At 45.3% G+C, this 16,010-nt stretch carries 11 protein-coding genes and 4 tRNA genes; 5 read left to right on the forward strand and 10 right to left on the reverse strand.

Annotation, left to right across the window (positions count from 1 at the left end):
- Positions 1-176: 176 nt before the first annotated feature.
- Entirely contained in the window at positions 177-689 is a 513-nt protein-coding gene (napF, locus tag OCU90_RS10795) for a ferredoxin-type protein NapF (protein WP_017091589.1), read from the reverse strand.
- The gene (locus tag OCU90_RS10800) at positions 689-1,255 is read right to left on the reverse strand and encodes a TorD/DmsD family molecular chaperone (RefSeq protein WP_061021643.1); all 567 of its coding nucleotides are present in this window, start codon (positions 1,253-1,255) and stop codon (positions 689-691) included. The genes napF and OCU90_RS10800 overlap by 1 nt, the downstream gene beginning before the upstream one ends.
- Before the next feature lie 198 nt (positions 1,256-1,453).
- Here OCU90_RS10800 and OCU90_RS10805 point away from each other — a divergent pair, with 198 nt between their 5' ends.
- The 3 genes from OCU90_RS10805 to OCU90_RS10815 are packed head-to-tail and all read left to right on the forward strand — an operon-like array spanning position 1,454 to position 5,371.
- Positions 1,454-3,892 carry a DmsA/YnfE/YnfF family dimethyl sulfoxide reductase gene (locus OCU90_RS10805; protein WP_061021645.1) on the forward strand — a complete coding sequence of 813 codons (2,439 nt, stop codon included), beginning with the start codon at positions 1,454-1,456 and terminating at the stop codon, positions 3,890-3,892.
- 11 nt (positions 3,893-3,903) lie between these two features.
- Positions 3,904-4,524: a DMSO/selenate family reductase complex B subunit gene (locus OCU90_RS10810; protein ID WP_004733360.1), complete on the forward strand. Its 621-nt coding sequence runs from the start codon at positions 3,904-3,906 to the stop codon at positions 4,522-4,524.
- A 1-nt stretch (position 4,525) separates the two neighbouring features.
- A complete protein-coding gene (locus OCU90_RS10815) occupies positions 4,526-5,371 on the forward strand; it encodes a dimethyl sulfoxide reductase anchor subunit family protein (protein ID WP_061021647.1) in 846 nt (281 codons plus the stop codon).
- Between the two features lie 161 nt (positions 5,372-5,532).
- On the opposite strand, the gene OCU90_RS10820 is transcribed toward OCU90_RS10815, so the two are convergent.
- Positions 5,533-6,771: a CinA family nicotinamide mononucleotide deamidase-related protein gene (locus OCU90_RS10820; RefSeq protein ID WP_061021649.1), complete on the reverse strand. Its 1,239-nt coding sequence runs from the start codon at positions 6,769-6,771 to the stop codon at positions 5,533-5,535.
- Positions 6,772-6,980: 209 nt separating this feature from the next.
- Between OCU90_RS10820 and OCU90_RS10825 the strand changes: the two genes are divergently transcribed.
- Both OCU90_RS10825 and OCU90_RS10830 read left to right on the forward strand, forming a co-directional pair.
- Entirely contained in the window at positions 6,981-7,892 is a 912-nt protein-coding gene (locus tag OCU90_RS10825; protein ID WP_004733357.1) for a DUF3943 domain-containing protein, read from the forward strand.
- Positions 7,893-8,145: 253 nt separating this feature from the next.
- Positions 8,146-8,658 (forward strand): glycine cleavage system transcriptional repressor, encoded by a 513-nt coding sequence (locus OCU90_RS10830; protein ID WP_004733356.1) that lies wholly within the window; start codon positions 8,146-8,148, stop codon positions 8,656-8,658.
- Between the two features lie 111 nt (positions 8,659-8,769).
- Here the strand turns inward: OCU90_RS10830 and nspC are convergent, their stop codons facing one another.
- From nspC to OCU90_RS10865, 7 genes are all read right to left on the reverse strand, one after another.
- Entirely contained in the window at positions 8,770-9,903 is a 1,134-nt protein-coding gene (gene nspC, locus OCU90_RS10835; protein ID WP_017085714.1) for a carboxynorspermidine decarboxylase, read from the reverse strand.
- Between the two features lie 210 nt (positions 9,904-10,113).
- The gene (locus tag OCU90_RS10840) at positions 10,114-11,364 is read right to left on the reverse strand and encodes a carboxynorspermidine synthase (protein WP_017083901.1); all 1,251 of its coding nucleotides are present in this window, start codon (positions 11,362-11,364) and stop codon (positions 10,114-10,116) included.
- Positions 11,365-11,372: 8 nt separating this feature from the next.
- Positions 11,373-14,324, reverse strand: coding sequence for a pyridoxal phosphate-dependent class III aminotransferase (locus tag OCU90_RS10845; protein WP_206207876.1), 2,952 nt, complete (start codon positions 14,322-14,324; stop codon positions 11,373-11,375).
- 1,134 nt (positions 14,325-15,458) lie between these two features.
- Positions 15,459-15,534, reverse strand: a tRNA-Gly gene (locus tag OCU90_RS10850).
- A gap of 36 nt (positions 15,535-15,570) precedes the next feature.
- Positions 15,571-15,657, reverse strand: a tRNA-Leu gene (locus OCU90_RS10855).
- An 80-nt stretch (positions 15,658-15,737) separates the two neighbouring features.
- Positions 15,738-15,813 (reverse strand) — tRNA-Gly (locus OCU90_RS10860).
- A 47-nt stretch (positions 15,814-15,860) separates the two neighbouring features.
- Positions 15,861-15,934 (reverse strand) — tRNA-Cys (locus OCU90_RS10865).
- Between the last annotated feature and the right edge of the window lie 76 nt (positions 15,935-16,010).

Genomic DNA, 16,010 nt, shown 5'->3' on the forward strand with positions numbered 1-16,010 from the left:
AACTGGCTTTAGGTCGCTTTGCTCGAATAACTTCAATAAGAATTAAAAAGGGTCCGCTTCCTCTAGGAATGCGGACCCTTTTCTATTTATGTCTTTAGGTATCTGAGACGACTCGCCACTCACTCAACCAAAGCCTTTCTGCTAGCTCGCTGCCACAAAGCCAAATCAGACGTTTACTACTGAATAAGGTTCAAAGTCACTGAGCCAATGTAACAAGCGCTTCGGCACTCTCCACAGCCGTTACACTTATCTTTGTCCACCGTAGGCAACTCCCCTGCTTCAATTTGAATCGCACTTGCTGAACAAGCAACTTGGCACGCATTACAGTCCATTTGCATGTAGTTATTACAGCTATCAGCAAAGCTAGGCTTGAGGTCGATATAAGGTGTGACCGTTGGATGGAGCGCGCCAGTCGGGCACGCTTCACTGCACTTGTTACACAGAGAACAACTGTTGTAATCCAAATTCAGCAGCGCACTGCCCTCTAGCATCTCAATAACGCTATTCGGACACGCTTGCTCACACAATCCACAACCGTCGCAAAGACGCTCAAACAGCACCTCATCGACCGCCCTTGGCGGCCTTGCATACGAGCGCTGTGACTTCTCTTCATAATTCGCGGCAGCTTTAACCGGTTTAGAAAGTCGAGTTAAGAAACCGCGTCTATTTGAATTTATTTGTTCAGACATTAGTCGATATATAACTTTTTAGGAACAACGTTTATTTTATATTCAGATGTTAGGTATTTAAGCCAATCTATTACATCAGTTGATAGCTTCTTATAAAAAGATAGTTCTGATGCTGTATTTAGTTTTTCTAAATAAACAGAAGACCAAGTTAATAAGTGACCTTCAAGTAATTCACCAGCTGAATTAATATTATTATTTTCTAACAAATACGCATGAGCGAATAACATTAAACCAAATTGATCTTCCGGCTCTCTTAACCCAGTGTCTAATTCAATCTGATTCAATTCTAAAAACTGGCGATACTCAACCGTAGAAGCGCCAAACACAACGCGGTCTTTATCTAGGTACACAGACCCCCAAGGCGGAGCTGGCATGTCTCCAACCCCTTCAAACAATCGGCTGAACTCTGCAGCTAGCGCATCTTCCTGCTCGTTTTGAAGTGCCAGTAAACAATCTTCTGATAAAACTTGGCTCTCTACTAAGGCCTGAACAATATCTATTAACTGTTCTTTATTAGTTGCTTGATAAAATAATGAACCGAGCAATTTATGCGTATCAATAATCATTCTTATTTATACCGTAATTGGTTTAACGACAATTATATAAATAATACGATTGGATTCTTTGATCTATTTTATACATTCGATTCATAATATTTTAATTCCGATCTTATTTGATGCCAATCAATCAATAATTAGAAATAAAAACATAGAGACCAAACTACCTATAAAGTGCTAGTCATCAATAACAATAGGCATCTTAGAATGACGAATAAGAAAGAATCTGGGGTAATGAATCTTACTCGAAGAGGCTTCATGAAAGCTTCTTCTGCGGTAGGTAGCGCAGCCGCACTCGCGGGCGGTATCGCTTTACCTTTCAAATCCAAACCAGTAGCGGCTGCGGTTGCTGAGAGTGTGGATGAGAAAATCGTATGGAGTGCATGTACAGTAAACTGTGGCTCTCGCTGCCCATTACGTATGCATGTACAAAACGGTGAAATCAAATACGTAGAAACAGACAACACAGGTACTGACGAATATGGTCACCACCAAGTTCGTGCTTGTCTACGTGGTCGCTCTATGCGTCGCCGTGTTTACAACCCAGATCGCCTGAAATACCCAATGAAACGTGTTGGTAAACGTGGTGAAGGCAAGTTTAAACGTATTAGCTGGGAAGAAGCTTACGATGAAGTTGCTGGTACCATGCAACGCCTTATCAAAGACTACGGTAACGACACCATCTACCTAAACTACGGTACTGGTACGCTGGGCGGTACGGTAACTAAGTCTTGGCCACCAGCTCAAACGCTGATTGCTCGTCTAATGAACTTAAGTGGTGGTTACCTAAACCATTACGGTGACTACTCAACGGCGCAAATCGCGAAAGGCTTGAGCTACACCTACGGTGGTTGGGCAAACAACAACTCTTTCTCTGACCTAGAGAACACCAAGCTTAACATCCAATTTGGTAACAACCCTGCTGAGACTCGTATGTCTGGCGGCGGTCTGATTCACCATTACGTAGAAAGCAAAAACAAATCGAACGCAAGAACGATCATCATCGACCCTCGCTACACCGATACTGCCGGTGGCCGTGAAGATCAATGGATCCCAATCCGTCCTTCTACAGATGCTGCCTTGGTTGCTGGTCTTGCGCACGTGATGATCACTGAAGACCTTGTCGACCAACCGTTCCTAGATAAATACTGCGTAGGTTACGACGAGAAGACACTGCCGGCATCGGCGCCTAAAAACAGCGACTACAAATCTTACATCCTAGGTTTAGGTGAAGATGGCGTAGAGAAGACACCAGAATGGGCTTCTAAGATCACCGGTATTCCCGTTGATACTATCGTCAAGCTTGGCCGTGAAATGGGCACAGCAAAACCGTGCGCAATCCACCAAGGCTGGGGCCTGCAACGTACTGCGAACGGTGAGCTAGCGTGTCGTGCAATCGCAATGCTGTCATTACTCACCGGTTCTGTGGGTGTGTCAGGAGGTTCAACAGGCGCTCGTGAAAGTGACATCAACATTCCGTTTGTTCGCTTCCCTACTGTGCCAAACCCAGTTGAAACGTCAATTTCAATGTTCATGTGGACAGACGCAATTTACCGTCACCATGAAATGACCGACATCACTGACGGTGTTCGCGGTGCAGAGCGCCTTAAGAACCCAATCAAGATGATCTGGAACTACGCAGGTAACTGCATCATCAACCAACACTCAGACATCAACAAGACTCACGCGATTCTTCAAGATGAAAGTGCATGTGAAATGATTGTCGTGGTTGATAACCATATGACTTCTTCAGCGAAATACGCCGATATCATCCTGCCAGACTTAACAACGTCTGAGCAAGACGACTGGTGTATGGATGGTAAAGCAGCGAATATGCCTTACTTCATCTACGCGCAGAAAGCGATCGAACCTCAATTCGAAGCGAAATCTATCTATGAAATGTGCTCTCAGTTGGCTAAGCGTATGGGCGTCGAAAAAGAGTTCACAGAAGGCCGAACTCAAGAGCAATGGATTGAGCACCTTTACGCTGAAACTCGTAAGAACGATCCAACACTGCCAACCTTCGAAGAGATGAAAGATCTAGGTATCTACAAACGTAGCTACGACCACCACTACATTGCTTACGAAGACTTCCGTAAAGATCCAGAAGCGAACCCACTGACCACACCAAGTGGCAAGATCGAGATCTACTCAGAGCAACTGGCTGATATCGCGAAGACTTGGAAGCTGAAAGAAGACGAAGTGATTCACCCACTTCCGATTTACGCAGACTCTTTTGAAGGTCATAACGATCCACTAGCAGAGAAGTACCCACTTCAGCTAACCGGGTTCCACTATAAGGCTCGTACACACTCAACTTACGGCAACGTTGCTGAAATCAAAGCAGCAGCACCGCAAGAATTGTGGATCAATCCGATTGATGCTCAAGAGCGCGGTATTAAAAATGGCGACATGGTCAGTATTTTCAACGACCGTGGCGAAGTACACATTCCAGCAAAAGTGACACCTAGGATTCTTCCCCGAGTTGTCGCACTAGGCGAAGGTGCATGGTACGCACCAGATGGTCAGAAGATCGACCATGCAGGCTCTATTAACGTGCTGACGACTCAGCGCCCGAGCCCACTTGCTAAGGGTAACCCTCAGCATACAAACCTAGTTCAAATCAAAACGCTAAACAAAGCATAAGGTAGGTTGGAATGAAACAATACGGCTTTTACATTGATTCAAGTAAATGCACGGGTTGTAAAACCTGTCAGCTTGCTTGTAAAGATTATAACGATCTAGACATCAAAACGAACTACCGTCGCGTATACGAATACGCAGGTGGTGGCTTCACTCAAGATGGTGATACCTGGGTTCAGAAAGATGTCTTTTCTTACTACCTTTCTATCGCTTGTAACCACTGTACTAACCCAGCGTGTGTGAAAGTGTGTCCTTCGGGCGCGATGCACAAACGTGATGAAGACGGTTTGGTTGTGGTTGATGAGAGCGTGTGTATTGGTTGTCAGCACTGTAGCAATGCGTGTCCTTACGGCGCACCGCAATACAATGCGAAGAAGGGTCACATGACTAAATGCGATGGTTGTTACCAACGTGTTTCTGAAGGCAAACAGCCTATCTGTGTTGAGTCTTGCCCACTTCGTGCATTGGAGTTTGGCGAAATCAATACACTTCGCGAGAAGTACGGCTCTGGTGCGGATGTGGCTCCACTGCCATCTTCAACAGAAACGCTACCGAACATCGTGATTAAGCTGAACAAAAACGCGAAGCCGACTGGCGATACCAGTGGTCACCTAGCAAACCCGAAGGAGGTGTAAGATGATTTTTCATGAGTGGTCTTTAATCTTCTTTACGGTGCTAGCGCAAACTGCGGTTGGTGGTTACTTACTGATTTGCGCACGTGCACTGGTACTTGGTCATGACGAAGAGAAGCTGAACAGCTACAAGGTTCCAATGTTCATTCTATGGGCACTAATGGGGCTTGGCTTCATGTTCTCGACAACGCACCTTGGTTCTCCACTGCGCGCGTTTAATGCCTTTAACCAATTAGGCTCAGCTTGGTTGTCTAACGAAGTGTTCTTCGGTGCGGCATTCTTCGCTGTCGGTGGCCTGCAATGGCTATTGTCTGTGCTTAAGAAAGGTGGCGTTGCTATCCAGAAAGCACTGATGGTTGGCGCGATGGTGTTAGGTGTTATCTTCATGTACGCAATGATCAACGTATACATGATCAACACTGTACCGACGTGGGACAACATCTACACACCACTGAGCTTCATCATGACGATGGTTGTGGGCGGCTTGCTGCTGTCTCAGTTTGTGATTGTATTCGCAAATGACAGTCGCTTTACGGTTGACCGTAACATCACCATGCTGGCTGTTATCGCAGTTGCTATCAGCTTGCTTGTGACCGTAGGAAAACTGAACCTAATCGGTGACATTCAAACTTCAGCGGCAAAAGCATCTGAGTTGGTTGACGGTTTAGGCAACTATGTGATTCTTCAAGTTGCATTGTTGATGGCAAGCTTGTTGATTTGGATTCTACCTATGCTGAACAAAGCAAAAGTGAACCCGGTAAACCTAGGCTTAGCATTGGTACTGTTCTTGGCTTCAGAGTTAATCGGCCGTGGTTTGTTCTATAGTCTACATATGACAAGCGGTTTGTAATCAAGTTCTTACAGACATGAGTTACGTGTAAACAACGCTGCTTGTTTGGTTATCTAGAAGGCTAGATAAACTAAAGGCCCAACACCTATTTAGATGTTGGGCCTTTTTATTTCGTTTTTTCTCGCGTTTTTAGTACAGACTTGGTTAGCTCGCCTAAATACTTACTTAATAATAGCCGCTGGAATAAACATGTCTTTCAATCGCTTAACCGAAGAGTAAGTACCAAACATCGGTTTGTTGTCTAAATGCCTTCTCAGCATATCGGCAGCAACGGTCTTAATCACGTTACGTTGGTCTTCGCGTGAGTATTGACGATAAAATTCAAGCACCTGGCCCCACTCTCCCGCTTCGGTCGACAATGCAACGCTGAATGTGTTGCCTTCTAACTTGCCAGTCACCAAAGCTAGCTCAGTACCGCACTTCTCTCTTGTTGCGCCAGCCAGAGCAAAGGTTGCCGCTAATGGATCGCTCTTCTCAAGTTCACTCTCTTTTGGCTCAGCCATCACCCACGAATGCCCGAAGCAATCTTCAGCCTGCTCATTCAATTGCAGCCACGCTGACAATGCGCCTTTGGTCGACACTTCAGAGACAGATAACGTCTTCTTTTTCTCAGCCATGATGTGGCCAATATGATCAATCATAGGCTCATCAACACTGACGACATTACTTTCTAGCAGCTTGTAAACCATTTGCAGCAACTTAACGCGAGTTTCTAAGTCTGCCTTAGGACCAAACAGTTTGACCTCAATGAACGGCAGATAAGAACGGTAACCCAACTCATAACCTTCAGGCAGCTTTAATTGGTCCAAAACATCAGAGATACCGGATTCAGACAAACCAAACGTAAACAGTCGACTGCATTCAGAGGCAACCACTTGAGGGTAAGTACGCGACAAATCAGGAAGAATCTCAAACGTCACCATGCGTTTGAATTCACTCGGGACACCCGGAGTGAAATAGAAAGTCGCATCGTTGATTTTCAGTTTGAAGCCGCAAGCCGTGCCCACAGGGTTATCGACAATCTCTGAACTCGCTGGCAACAAAGCTTGTTTAAGGTTGCTGTCCGGCATCGGCATGCCACGTCCAGAAAACATCTCTTCCATACGAGTTAGCCATTCAGGGAACATGACGAGTTTCTGCTCTGAAGCCGCCGCCGCAGCAGCAGCACTCATATCATCAGTTGTCGGTCCTAAACCACCATTAACGATAACCACATCATAGTTAAAACTCAGCATCAGCAGTTCTTCAACTAGAGCATTCATTTGGTCACCCACAGTCGAACGTTTCGCTAGGGCAAAACCGTGCTGATAAAACTCAGCAGACATCCAAGCTGCGTTTGTGTCTACAATGTCCCCATGAAGAACTTCTTCACCAGTGCTTAACATTGCGATTTTCGTCATATTTCTATCCTTTGTAGTCATAAAAAGACACTGCATTATTTACAAACTGGTCTATGGTTGAGTTTGAGACATTTCATCTTTTCACAAATATTAATAATGTTAAATCTAAGGTTTTCTTAGGAAAAGCAATAAATTATTAGTTCCCTAAATCAGGCATTTAATAGATAATTGTGACTCTGATCAATTCTTAACTTCTCATGGAGACCCTTGTGGCCAAATCACCGTTACTAACGAAGGTTACTGCTGCATTTTCAATGCTAATGTCAGTTAACTCGGTTGCAAGCCAATACGACTTCGACCAGCCAATCAACCTTTCTTACTCGGATGAATGTGCTCAAGATTACTGTGTTAATGAAAGCTTGTACACCTACAAGCCTAGCAAGAACTATGCACTAAGCGAATCAAGTGATCAGTACGATCTAACGATCGATAAGCAACCAATCTACCTTACTGTCAGCGATGGCAAAGATTGGGATTACTTAATGGGTCAAACCTACACAATTCTTGGCCTAAGTGTCGCAACCGTTGGTCTAATGACTCTTTTACCTGAAAGTATCACTAAGTGGGATGATGACCAACGTGATATCAGCGCACTAGGTAAAAAATGGAAAGATAACGTTTCCGAAGGCCCAGTATGGGACCGTGACGAACACTTCCTAAACTACGTGATGCACCCTTATTTCGGTGGTGTTTACTACACCGCAGCTCGACATGCTGGTTACGACGAGTTTGAGTCTTTCTTATACTCTTGGACAATGTCGACCTTCTTCTGGGAATATGGCGTAGAAGCGTTTGCTGAAGTACCGTCATGGCAAGATCTCTTCATCACACCTTTCTTCGGTGCGGTTGTCGGTGAAATAATGCTAGAAACCGAGCAAGATATCATTGCTTCCGGTGGCGAAGTGATGGGCTCTCAAACCATGGGTGATGTTTCGTTATTCTTCCTTAACCCTGTTGGCCATATCCACTACTGGGTAAGTGATGCATGGGGTGGTGACGCAGAAGTTAATCTGAATACTAACCCTTGGTGGGATAACCAAGACGCCGCTCGATTCGCCTACGATGCTGGCGCACGATACGATTCTCAATTTGTTGGTATGAACTTTAAAGTAACGTTCTAAATCGTCTTTCAGTCTATGAATTTCAAGTTACTGCATTCCTAATAAAAGCGACAACTCTTCTAAAAAGCGGCTCTCTAGCCGCTTTTTTTGTGCCCTACTCTTCATTCTCTTTTTTTACATCACAGCTTAGTTTCAAAAATTGACATAGGTCAAACATTGTTCGATGTAAACTTCTACACTGAAATTAAAGAACTTTATCGCGTGATATCAAACATTTAATTAGCAACGAATCATTGAAACTTTGGGGGCTGATATGAACAGTACATTTATCGTAAACTTTATCGGAAAAGCATCACCAGCAACAATCAAACAACTTGCTGCGGTTACTCACGAAAACGACGGCAAATGGCTCATCAGTAAAGTGAATTTTATTGAAGACCAAGTCGCAGGCGTACTTAAGGTTCAACTTCCAGCCATCAACGAATCGATTGTCAAAGAAGCTTTCAGCGCCAATCCAGATCTCATCGTACAGTTTGTCGATTCAGATCATACGCACAATGCTCAAGACACAATCCATCACCTAAGACTCGACTCTAACGACAGAGCCGGTATCGTCAACGAAGTGACACATGTATTGGACAGACAAGGGATCAGCATTCTTGATATGGATTGCCACCGAGTCTTCATCGCTGGCGGCGGTGGCGTTAGCTCAAGCCTATTTACTTCCAAGATTGCCGTTAAGCTACCAATCGAAGTTTTGATTGATGACGTAGTGAATGAACTAGAAACACTGAGCGAAGATACTCGTGTGATGATTGAGAGCTAACGGATAGCACTTCACTTCTATCCTTACTCTTTTCTCTGGTAACAGTTATCTAAAAACAAAAAGAGCAGCTCATCGGCTGCTCTTTTTTATTGTTCTAAAGCTATGACTCAGTTACTTAACTGACCACTGTGACAGAGAACGTTTAAAGTCTTCATAGCCAAACTCATTCAGCTTTTGAACGTCGCCATTGCTGCGCTCGCAGTAGATTGAAGGCATTTTAAGGCCGTTGAACCAGTTCAGTTTCACCATAGTGTAACCAGCACTGTCCAACAGATGCAGCTTTTGACCAATTTTCAGCGGCTCATCAAAACTCGCTTCGCAGAACTGGTCGCCAGCCAAGCATGAACATGAGCCAATCACATAGTCATGACTACCATTTTCAGACGCTTCTAATACCGATGCTGGTTCATTATAGATAAGCGTATCAAGGCGGTGTGCCTCGGTAGCTGAATCCACAATAGCGGTTTTCTTCACGTTCTCTACGATATCAACCACTGTCACAACCAAGTCAGTCGTTTTAGTGATGATGGCTTCACCCGGCTCAAGGTACATCTGCACGCCGTGCTTTTCAGAGAAGGCTTTTAGCGCAAGACCAAGCTTTTCAATGTCATAGCCCGGCCATGTGAAGAACACACCACCGCCCATGCTCACCCAGTCCAATTTATCTAAATGCTCACCAAACTGTTCTGAGATTGAATCAAGTAGGCCGATAAACGCATCAACGTCTTTGTTCTCACAGTTCATGTGGAACATCACGCCATTAATCTCATCAAAGATCTCAGGTTTGATGTGATCAGCTTGTACGCCCAAACGAGAAAATTGACGCGCAGGGTTTGCTAAGTCTTGCCCTGCATAGCTCACGCCCGGATTCAGACGTAAACCCAGCGAAGCCTTACCTTCAACAATATGACGGTACGCTGCGAACTGGCTTTGTGAGTTGAAGATCATCTTGTCGCAGATATCGGCAACTTCTCTCACGTCATCTTCGCTGTAACCGACACTGTAAGCGTGCGTTTCACCACCAAAGGTTTCGTGACCAAGCTTCACTTCGTATGGACCAGAGCTTGTCGTGCCATCGAGGTAAGGTTTGATGATGTCAAACACACCCCATGTCGAGAAACACTTGAGTGCCAATACCAGCTTCACACCTGAAATCTCTTTCAGCTGTTTAGCTATCTCTAAATTCGCAATCAACTTCTCTTCGTTGATCATGAAATAAGGCGTTTTTAGTTCGTTGTTTTGCATGTTAATACCTTGCGGCCCTCGAGTTCACGAAGGCACATGATAATCGAACAAAGCCGACGCAACAGCATCGGCTTGTAATTATACGTTCTCGTCAATCATATGACTTTGAATGGAATTCGCAGAGCTTTGACCTTGTCGCTAGGACATCGCGCGGAGTTTACGAACGTAAATGAGCACGATGGACAACGCGACAAGGGCAAAGAGCAAGAATTACTTCAAAGTATGGATCAGAGGTAAGCCAGCTTTAGGCTCTAACTCTTGAACGTGCCAATCTAGACCGATTTCAGGCATTGTTGCTAGGAACGGGTCTGGGTTTAACTGTTCCATGTTGAACACGCCTTTATCAGCCCATTCGCCACGGAAGAACTGAAGGGCAGCGGTAATTGCTGGAACACCTGTTGTGTAAGAGATCGCTTGGTGCTCTACGTCTTCGTAAGCCACTTCGTGGTCTGCGTTATTGTAGATGAATACGCTGCGCTCTTTACCGTCTTTCTTACCTTGAACCCAAGTACCGATACACGTTAAACCTGTGTAACCCGGAGCCAAAGATGTTGGATCTGGTAGCAGCGCTTTAAGAACATGTAGAGGCTGAACCACAGTGCCATCGTGCAGTGTTAGCGGATCTGGGCTAAGAAGGCCGATATCACGCATGCAGTTGAAGTAGTTCAGGTATGCATCGCCGAAGCCCATCCAGAATTCAATACGCTTAGCTGGGATGAACTCTTTCATTGAACGCACTTCATCGTGTGCCATTGAGTACACCTTGTGAGAGCCACAGTTAGGGAATTCAAACTCAAGCATACGAGAGTGACAAGGTACTTGTTTCCACTCTTCATTTTCCCAGTAGAAAGAATCGCCTTGGATCTCAAGCATGTTGGTTTCTGGGTCAAAGTTTGTCGCAAACTTCTTGCCGTGATCGCCAGCATTCACGTCCATCACGTCAATTGAGTCAATCTCATCGAACAAGTGCTTAACCGCGTACGCCGCAAAGATTGATACCACACCTGGATCAAAACCAGCACCAAGAATACCTGTGATGCCCGCTTCAGCGAACTTCTCACGGTAACCCCATTGCCAATCGTAGGCTTGTGGTACTTGTTGGCCTTCAGAACATAGGTCAACCGCTACCGATGTATCTAGGTAAGAGACTTTAGATTGGTAACACGCTTCCATGATCGCCATGTTTACCCAAGGAGGACCAGCGTTGATCACTAGATCCGGCTTAACTTCTTTAATCAAAGCAACAAGCGCATCAACATCGTCAGCGTCTACTGAACGTGCTTCTAGTTTCTTAGTTGAATCTTTAAGGTTGTTTTTGCCCTTGATAGATTCGATGATTTTTTCACACTTCGCGATTGTGCGAGAAGCGATCGTGATATCACCCAGTACTTCGTTATTTTGTGCTGCTTTATGTGCAACAACCCAACCGACGCCGCCTGCACCAATTTGTAGAATAGCCATAGTTTTAATTACCCTTGTTGTTCTGCTAGCTCAATAGCTAAAGTTTGAATTTTGTTAATTAGAGATTTGAAATCTGATGTCGTTAAGCACGGATTCAAGATAGTGAATTTCAGCGCACTTTTACCATCAACGACCGTTTCGCCAAGCACGGCAACACCACGAGTCAGCGCTTCCAGTCTTAACGTTTGATTCAGTTTGTCCAAATCCATAGCGCTGTTTGCTGATTGCCCATTGCTAGGCACCGAACGGAACAGCACAGTCGAAAGTGACGGCTCAGCAAGAAGTTCAAAATCATCATGCTTCTGAATCAGGTCGGCAACCTCAAGCGTCTGCTCTAGGAGATGATCGTACATATCACCCAGTTGCTTTGGCCCAACGCTTTGCATCGTCATGAAGACTTTCAGTGCATCGAAACGCTTGGTGGTAGCGATAGACTTATCGACTAGATTCGGCAGTTCATCGTGTTCACGGTTTAAGTAGTCTGCGTGATGCAGTAGGTACTTAAAGTTCGCTTTGTCTTTGAGAAGCACAGCACCACAGCTGATTGTTTGGAAGAACAACTTGTGGAAATCAACGCTCACTGAGTCCGCTTTTTCGATGCCTTTCAGACGAGCTTTATGACTACTTAAGATAAGCGCGCCACCGTAAGCACTGTCGACATGGAACCAAAGATCTTGTTGGTTGGCGATATCAGCTATAGCTTCCAGGTCATCAATAGCACCATGATCGGTTGTACCCGCAGTACCGACAACAGCAAAAGGAATCAGATCTTGTGCTTTAAGTGCTTTCACTTCTGCGTCTAGCAAGTCCGGCTTGATCGTGCCGTTTGCATTGGTATCAACACAGCACACTGCCGCTTCGCCTAATCCCATTAAAGAGGCAGATTTTTGAACCGTGAAGTGAGATTTTTTTGAACATAAGATACGCAGTTTGCTCGCGTACTCTGGCAAACCTAACTTTTGAATCGAGTGGCCATCGTGCTTATCGGCAACCCAGTCTCTCGCAAGCAATAAACCCATTAGGTTACTTTGCGTGCCGCCACTGGTGAAAACACCATCAGCTTGATCGCCAAGTTGGTATTTCTCACACATCCAATCCACGACTCGTTGTTCAACATAAGTCGCTGCAGATGCTTGGTCCCATGAATCCATTGATTGATTCAACGCCGCGATAATGGATTCCGCAGCAACAGAAGCCATAAGAGGAGGAGTGTGAAGGTGTGCAATACAGTCTGGGTGCTGCACGAAGATAGAGTTCGCTGCGACTAAGTCAGCCGTGCTATCCACAACATCAACCAGAGCGTGCTGGTTGTTATCGAGATCGACAGCATTGATGGCAGCTTCTAGCACTTTAGGGTCTAAACCTGAATAAGGGGTTTCAACTTGTTCAAAAACGGTTTTCATCGCTTGAGTGGTTTGGTTCATCACGTTAGCGAATTCGTCGCTACCGCCTAAACCTGTCTGGATGAAATGCTTGTTCCATTCCTGATTCGATTCTTCGCTTTGTGTTTGGTCTTGCTGTAAACCACCACCCGCTGCGATGATCGCTTCTTCCATCACGCGCAATGCAAAGTCGATCTGCTCAAAAGAGATAATCATAGGTGGAAGGAAACGAATTACCGAACCATCACGGCCGCCCTTTTCAACCATCAAGCCGCGCTCTAATGCTGCTCGTTGAATCGCTAGGGTTAATTCGCCGTCTGATTGTGGTTCGCCAAACTTGTTAAGCTCACCATTTGGTTTTTTGATCTCAGCGCCAAGCATCAGGCCTTTACCACGAACTTCAGCAATACAGTTCACGCGTGCTTGAATTTTCTCAAGCCCGTGACGTAAGTATTGGCCAGCAATGTTTGCGTGCTCAACTAAGCCATCTCGCTCGATGATTTCCAACGCTTTAGCGCCAGACACCATTGCCAACTGATTACCACGGAATGTGCCGGTGTGCTCACCCGCTTTCCAAGTATCAATGCTCTTATCGAATACAAGCAGCGACATAGGCAGTCCGCCACCAATCGCCTTCGACAGGCACAAGATATCAGGATTAACACCAGATTCTTCAAACGCAAAGCGATGGCCGGTTTTACCCACACCACACTGAATTTCATCAAAGATCAGTAGGATGCCGTGTTCATCACAGATGCGACGCAAGCCTTGTAACCAAGATACTGGAGCAGGAATCACACCGCCCTCACCTTGCACAGGCTCAACGATCATCGCCGCCGGTTTCATGATGCCGGATTCGTCGTCATTCAACATACGTTCGATATAACGAATGCTCGCGTTAGCACCCGCTTCGCCACCAATGCCAAACGGGCAGCGAAGGTTGTATGGGAAAGGCATGAAATGTACGTCAGACATCAAGCCACTACGACGTTCTTTAGTTCCGAGGTTACCCATCATGCCCATGGTGCCGTTCGTCATGCCATGGTAAGCACCACGGAAAGCAAACATGGTGTTACGACCTGTTGTTTGCTTGGCTAGCTTGATAGCCGCTTCCACAGCATCAGCGCCAGACGGGCCACAGAATTGAAGAACCGAGTTAGTTGAAAAGTCTTGAGGGAGAAACGCTTTAACTCGCTTGATAAACGTCTCTTTTGCTTGAGTCGTGATATCAAGAGTCTGGTATGGCAAACCTGAATCGAGTTGGTCTTTAAGTGCTTGGTTGATTTCAGGGTGGTTGTAACCCAAAGAAAGTGTACCGGCACCGGCTAAGCAATCGAGAAAGAGTTGGCCACGTGTATCTTCAACTAAAACACCACATGCTCTTTTAATAGCAATCGGTAGGCGTCTTGGGTATGAACGAACATCCGATTCATGCTGCTCTTGCTCAAGCAAAATAGCGTCGGGTGTTAGGTCGTAAGTCCCCTCTACGATAGGAACCATAGTTGAAAATGAATTTGCGATAGTATTAATATCGACTTCAAAGGCGGTAGTCATAAAAGTCCCCTTGAATGTGTTCATACTCACCTCCATCAAACGCAATTGCACACCGTCCCTCTATTGATTTAGAGAGAATTCATAGTGAAACACGCGTATTGTCTAGAAATGAGATATAGCTGTACGCTCGCATAAGTCAAATGACGAATACGAAATTAGGCCGTCTTAGGACAGCAAAAATTAGTTAGCGTGAGCTCAAGGTTCAGTAATGCTACTGTTTTGAAGAATTGGACATTTGTGCAGTATCGGACAGCTATGAAGAACTGACCCTTTTGGAAATGCAGAGCTGATTAGCAATGTTGTTATTAGTGTGTTCAATGTTGGGTTTCCCATTAGCATGGCGAATTGCGCCATAAGTATCCCGTCTATCAGCTAAAGGATTAGCCGATACCTACCCTACGTAATGTCCCAATCAGCAAGAATGGTCACTACGCGTATCCCCCAGAAGCTATCGCTGTTCTTTTTGAACATTGATCATTCCGAGATTGCGCGGGAAAGTAACATAAAGTGAAATGAACGATCAATAGTTTTCAATAATAGCTTGGTAAATAGCAGCAGTGATTCAAAAATTGCCGAAAATATCGCCAATTTATTTTTTAGGTAAGGAGATCCCCGGTTCATTCGTTCCTCACTCCCTCATTCCCTAGCGTGAAGAATGAGTTCATAGGGAGTCCCTTACAACATGTCGATGTATTGCTTTATTCAGAAACTATCTGATGCAATAGATTAAACACTAGTTAGTCAGCAGACGATAAGTAGATCCCCGGTTCGCTCGTTCCTCACGCCCGAGGATGACGACGCGGGTATACAAACGTTGCTAGTGAGGCTTTGAGACTCAGCACCCTTTCGTCATTCCCTAGTACGAGGAACGAGTTCATAGGGAGTCTCGCAGTTAACGAGCCTTAAAAGCTAACAAAGTAATAAGATGAGTCAAGCCTCAGAGGTCATTTGAGTACAAACGTCATTCCCTAGCACGAGGAACGAGTTCATAGGGAATCTCGCTTTTAAAAGCGAAGTAATATAAACGAAATTGATAGCGACATTTTGAGATAGAAAAGGAAGTTTGGGTGTATGTTCAAACAAAAAGAGGAATAACTCGTAAAAATCAGAACGGCAGAAACCAAAAAGCCCGAACATTTCTGTTCGGGCTTTTTAATTTGGAGCGATACATCGGGTTCGAACCGATGACCTCAACCTTGGCAAGGTTGCGCTCTACCAACTGAGCTAGTATCGCATTTGCTACATCCGTTAAGACGTAGACTTTAATAGATGGTGCCCCGGGCCGGACTTGAACCGGCACAGCGCGAACGCCGAGGGATTTTAAATCCCTTGTGTCTACCAATTCCACCACCAGGGCACGCAATTCTTTATTGTGATGCCGATTACTGAAAAGTAAAACACCATCTTAATGCTGACGCCAATCAACATTACAAATTTTGGAGCGATACATCGGGTTCGAACCGATGACCTCAACCTTGGCAAGGTTGCGCTCTACCAACTGAGCTAGTATCGCATTTTCATTACTCTTACCTCTTCTCATTAACTAAGAAAAAGAGATAATGGAGGCGCCTCCCGGAGTCGAACCGAGGTCCACGGATTTGCAATCCGCTGCATAGCCACTCTGCCAAGGCGCCTTAGTAACTCCAATCGAATCGCTTATTGCCATCCTCTTGGGTACGGGATGCATTCTACGGATTCAGAGGATTGAGT

The organism is Vibrio splendidus, from assembly GCF_024347615.1.
Taxonomy (GTDB): Bacteria; Pseudomonadota; Gammaproteobacteria; order Enterobacterales; family Vibrionaceae; genus Vibrio; species Vibrio splendidus.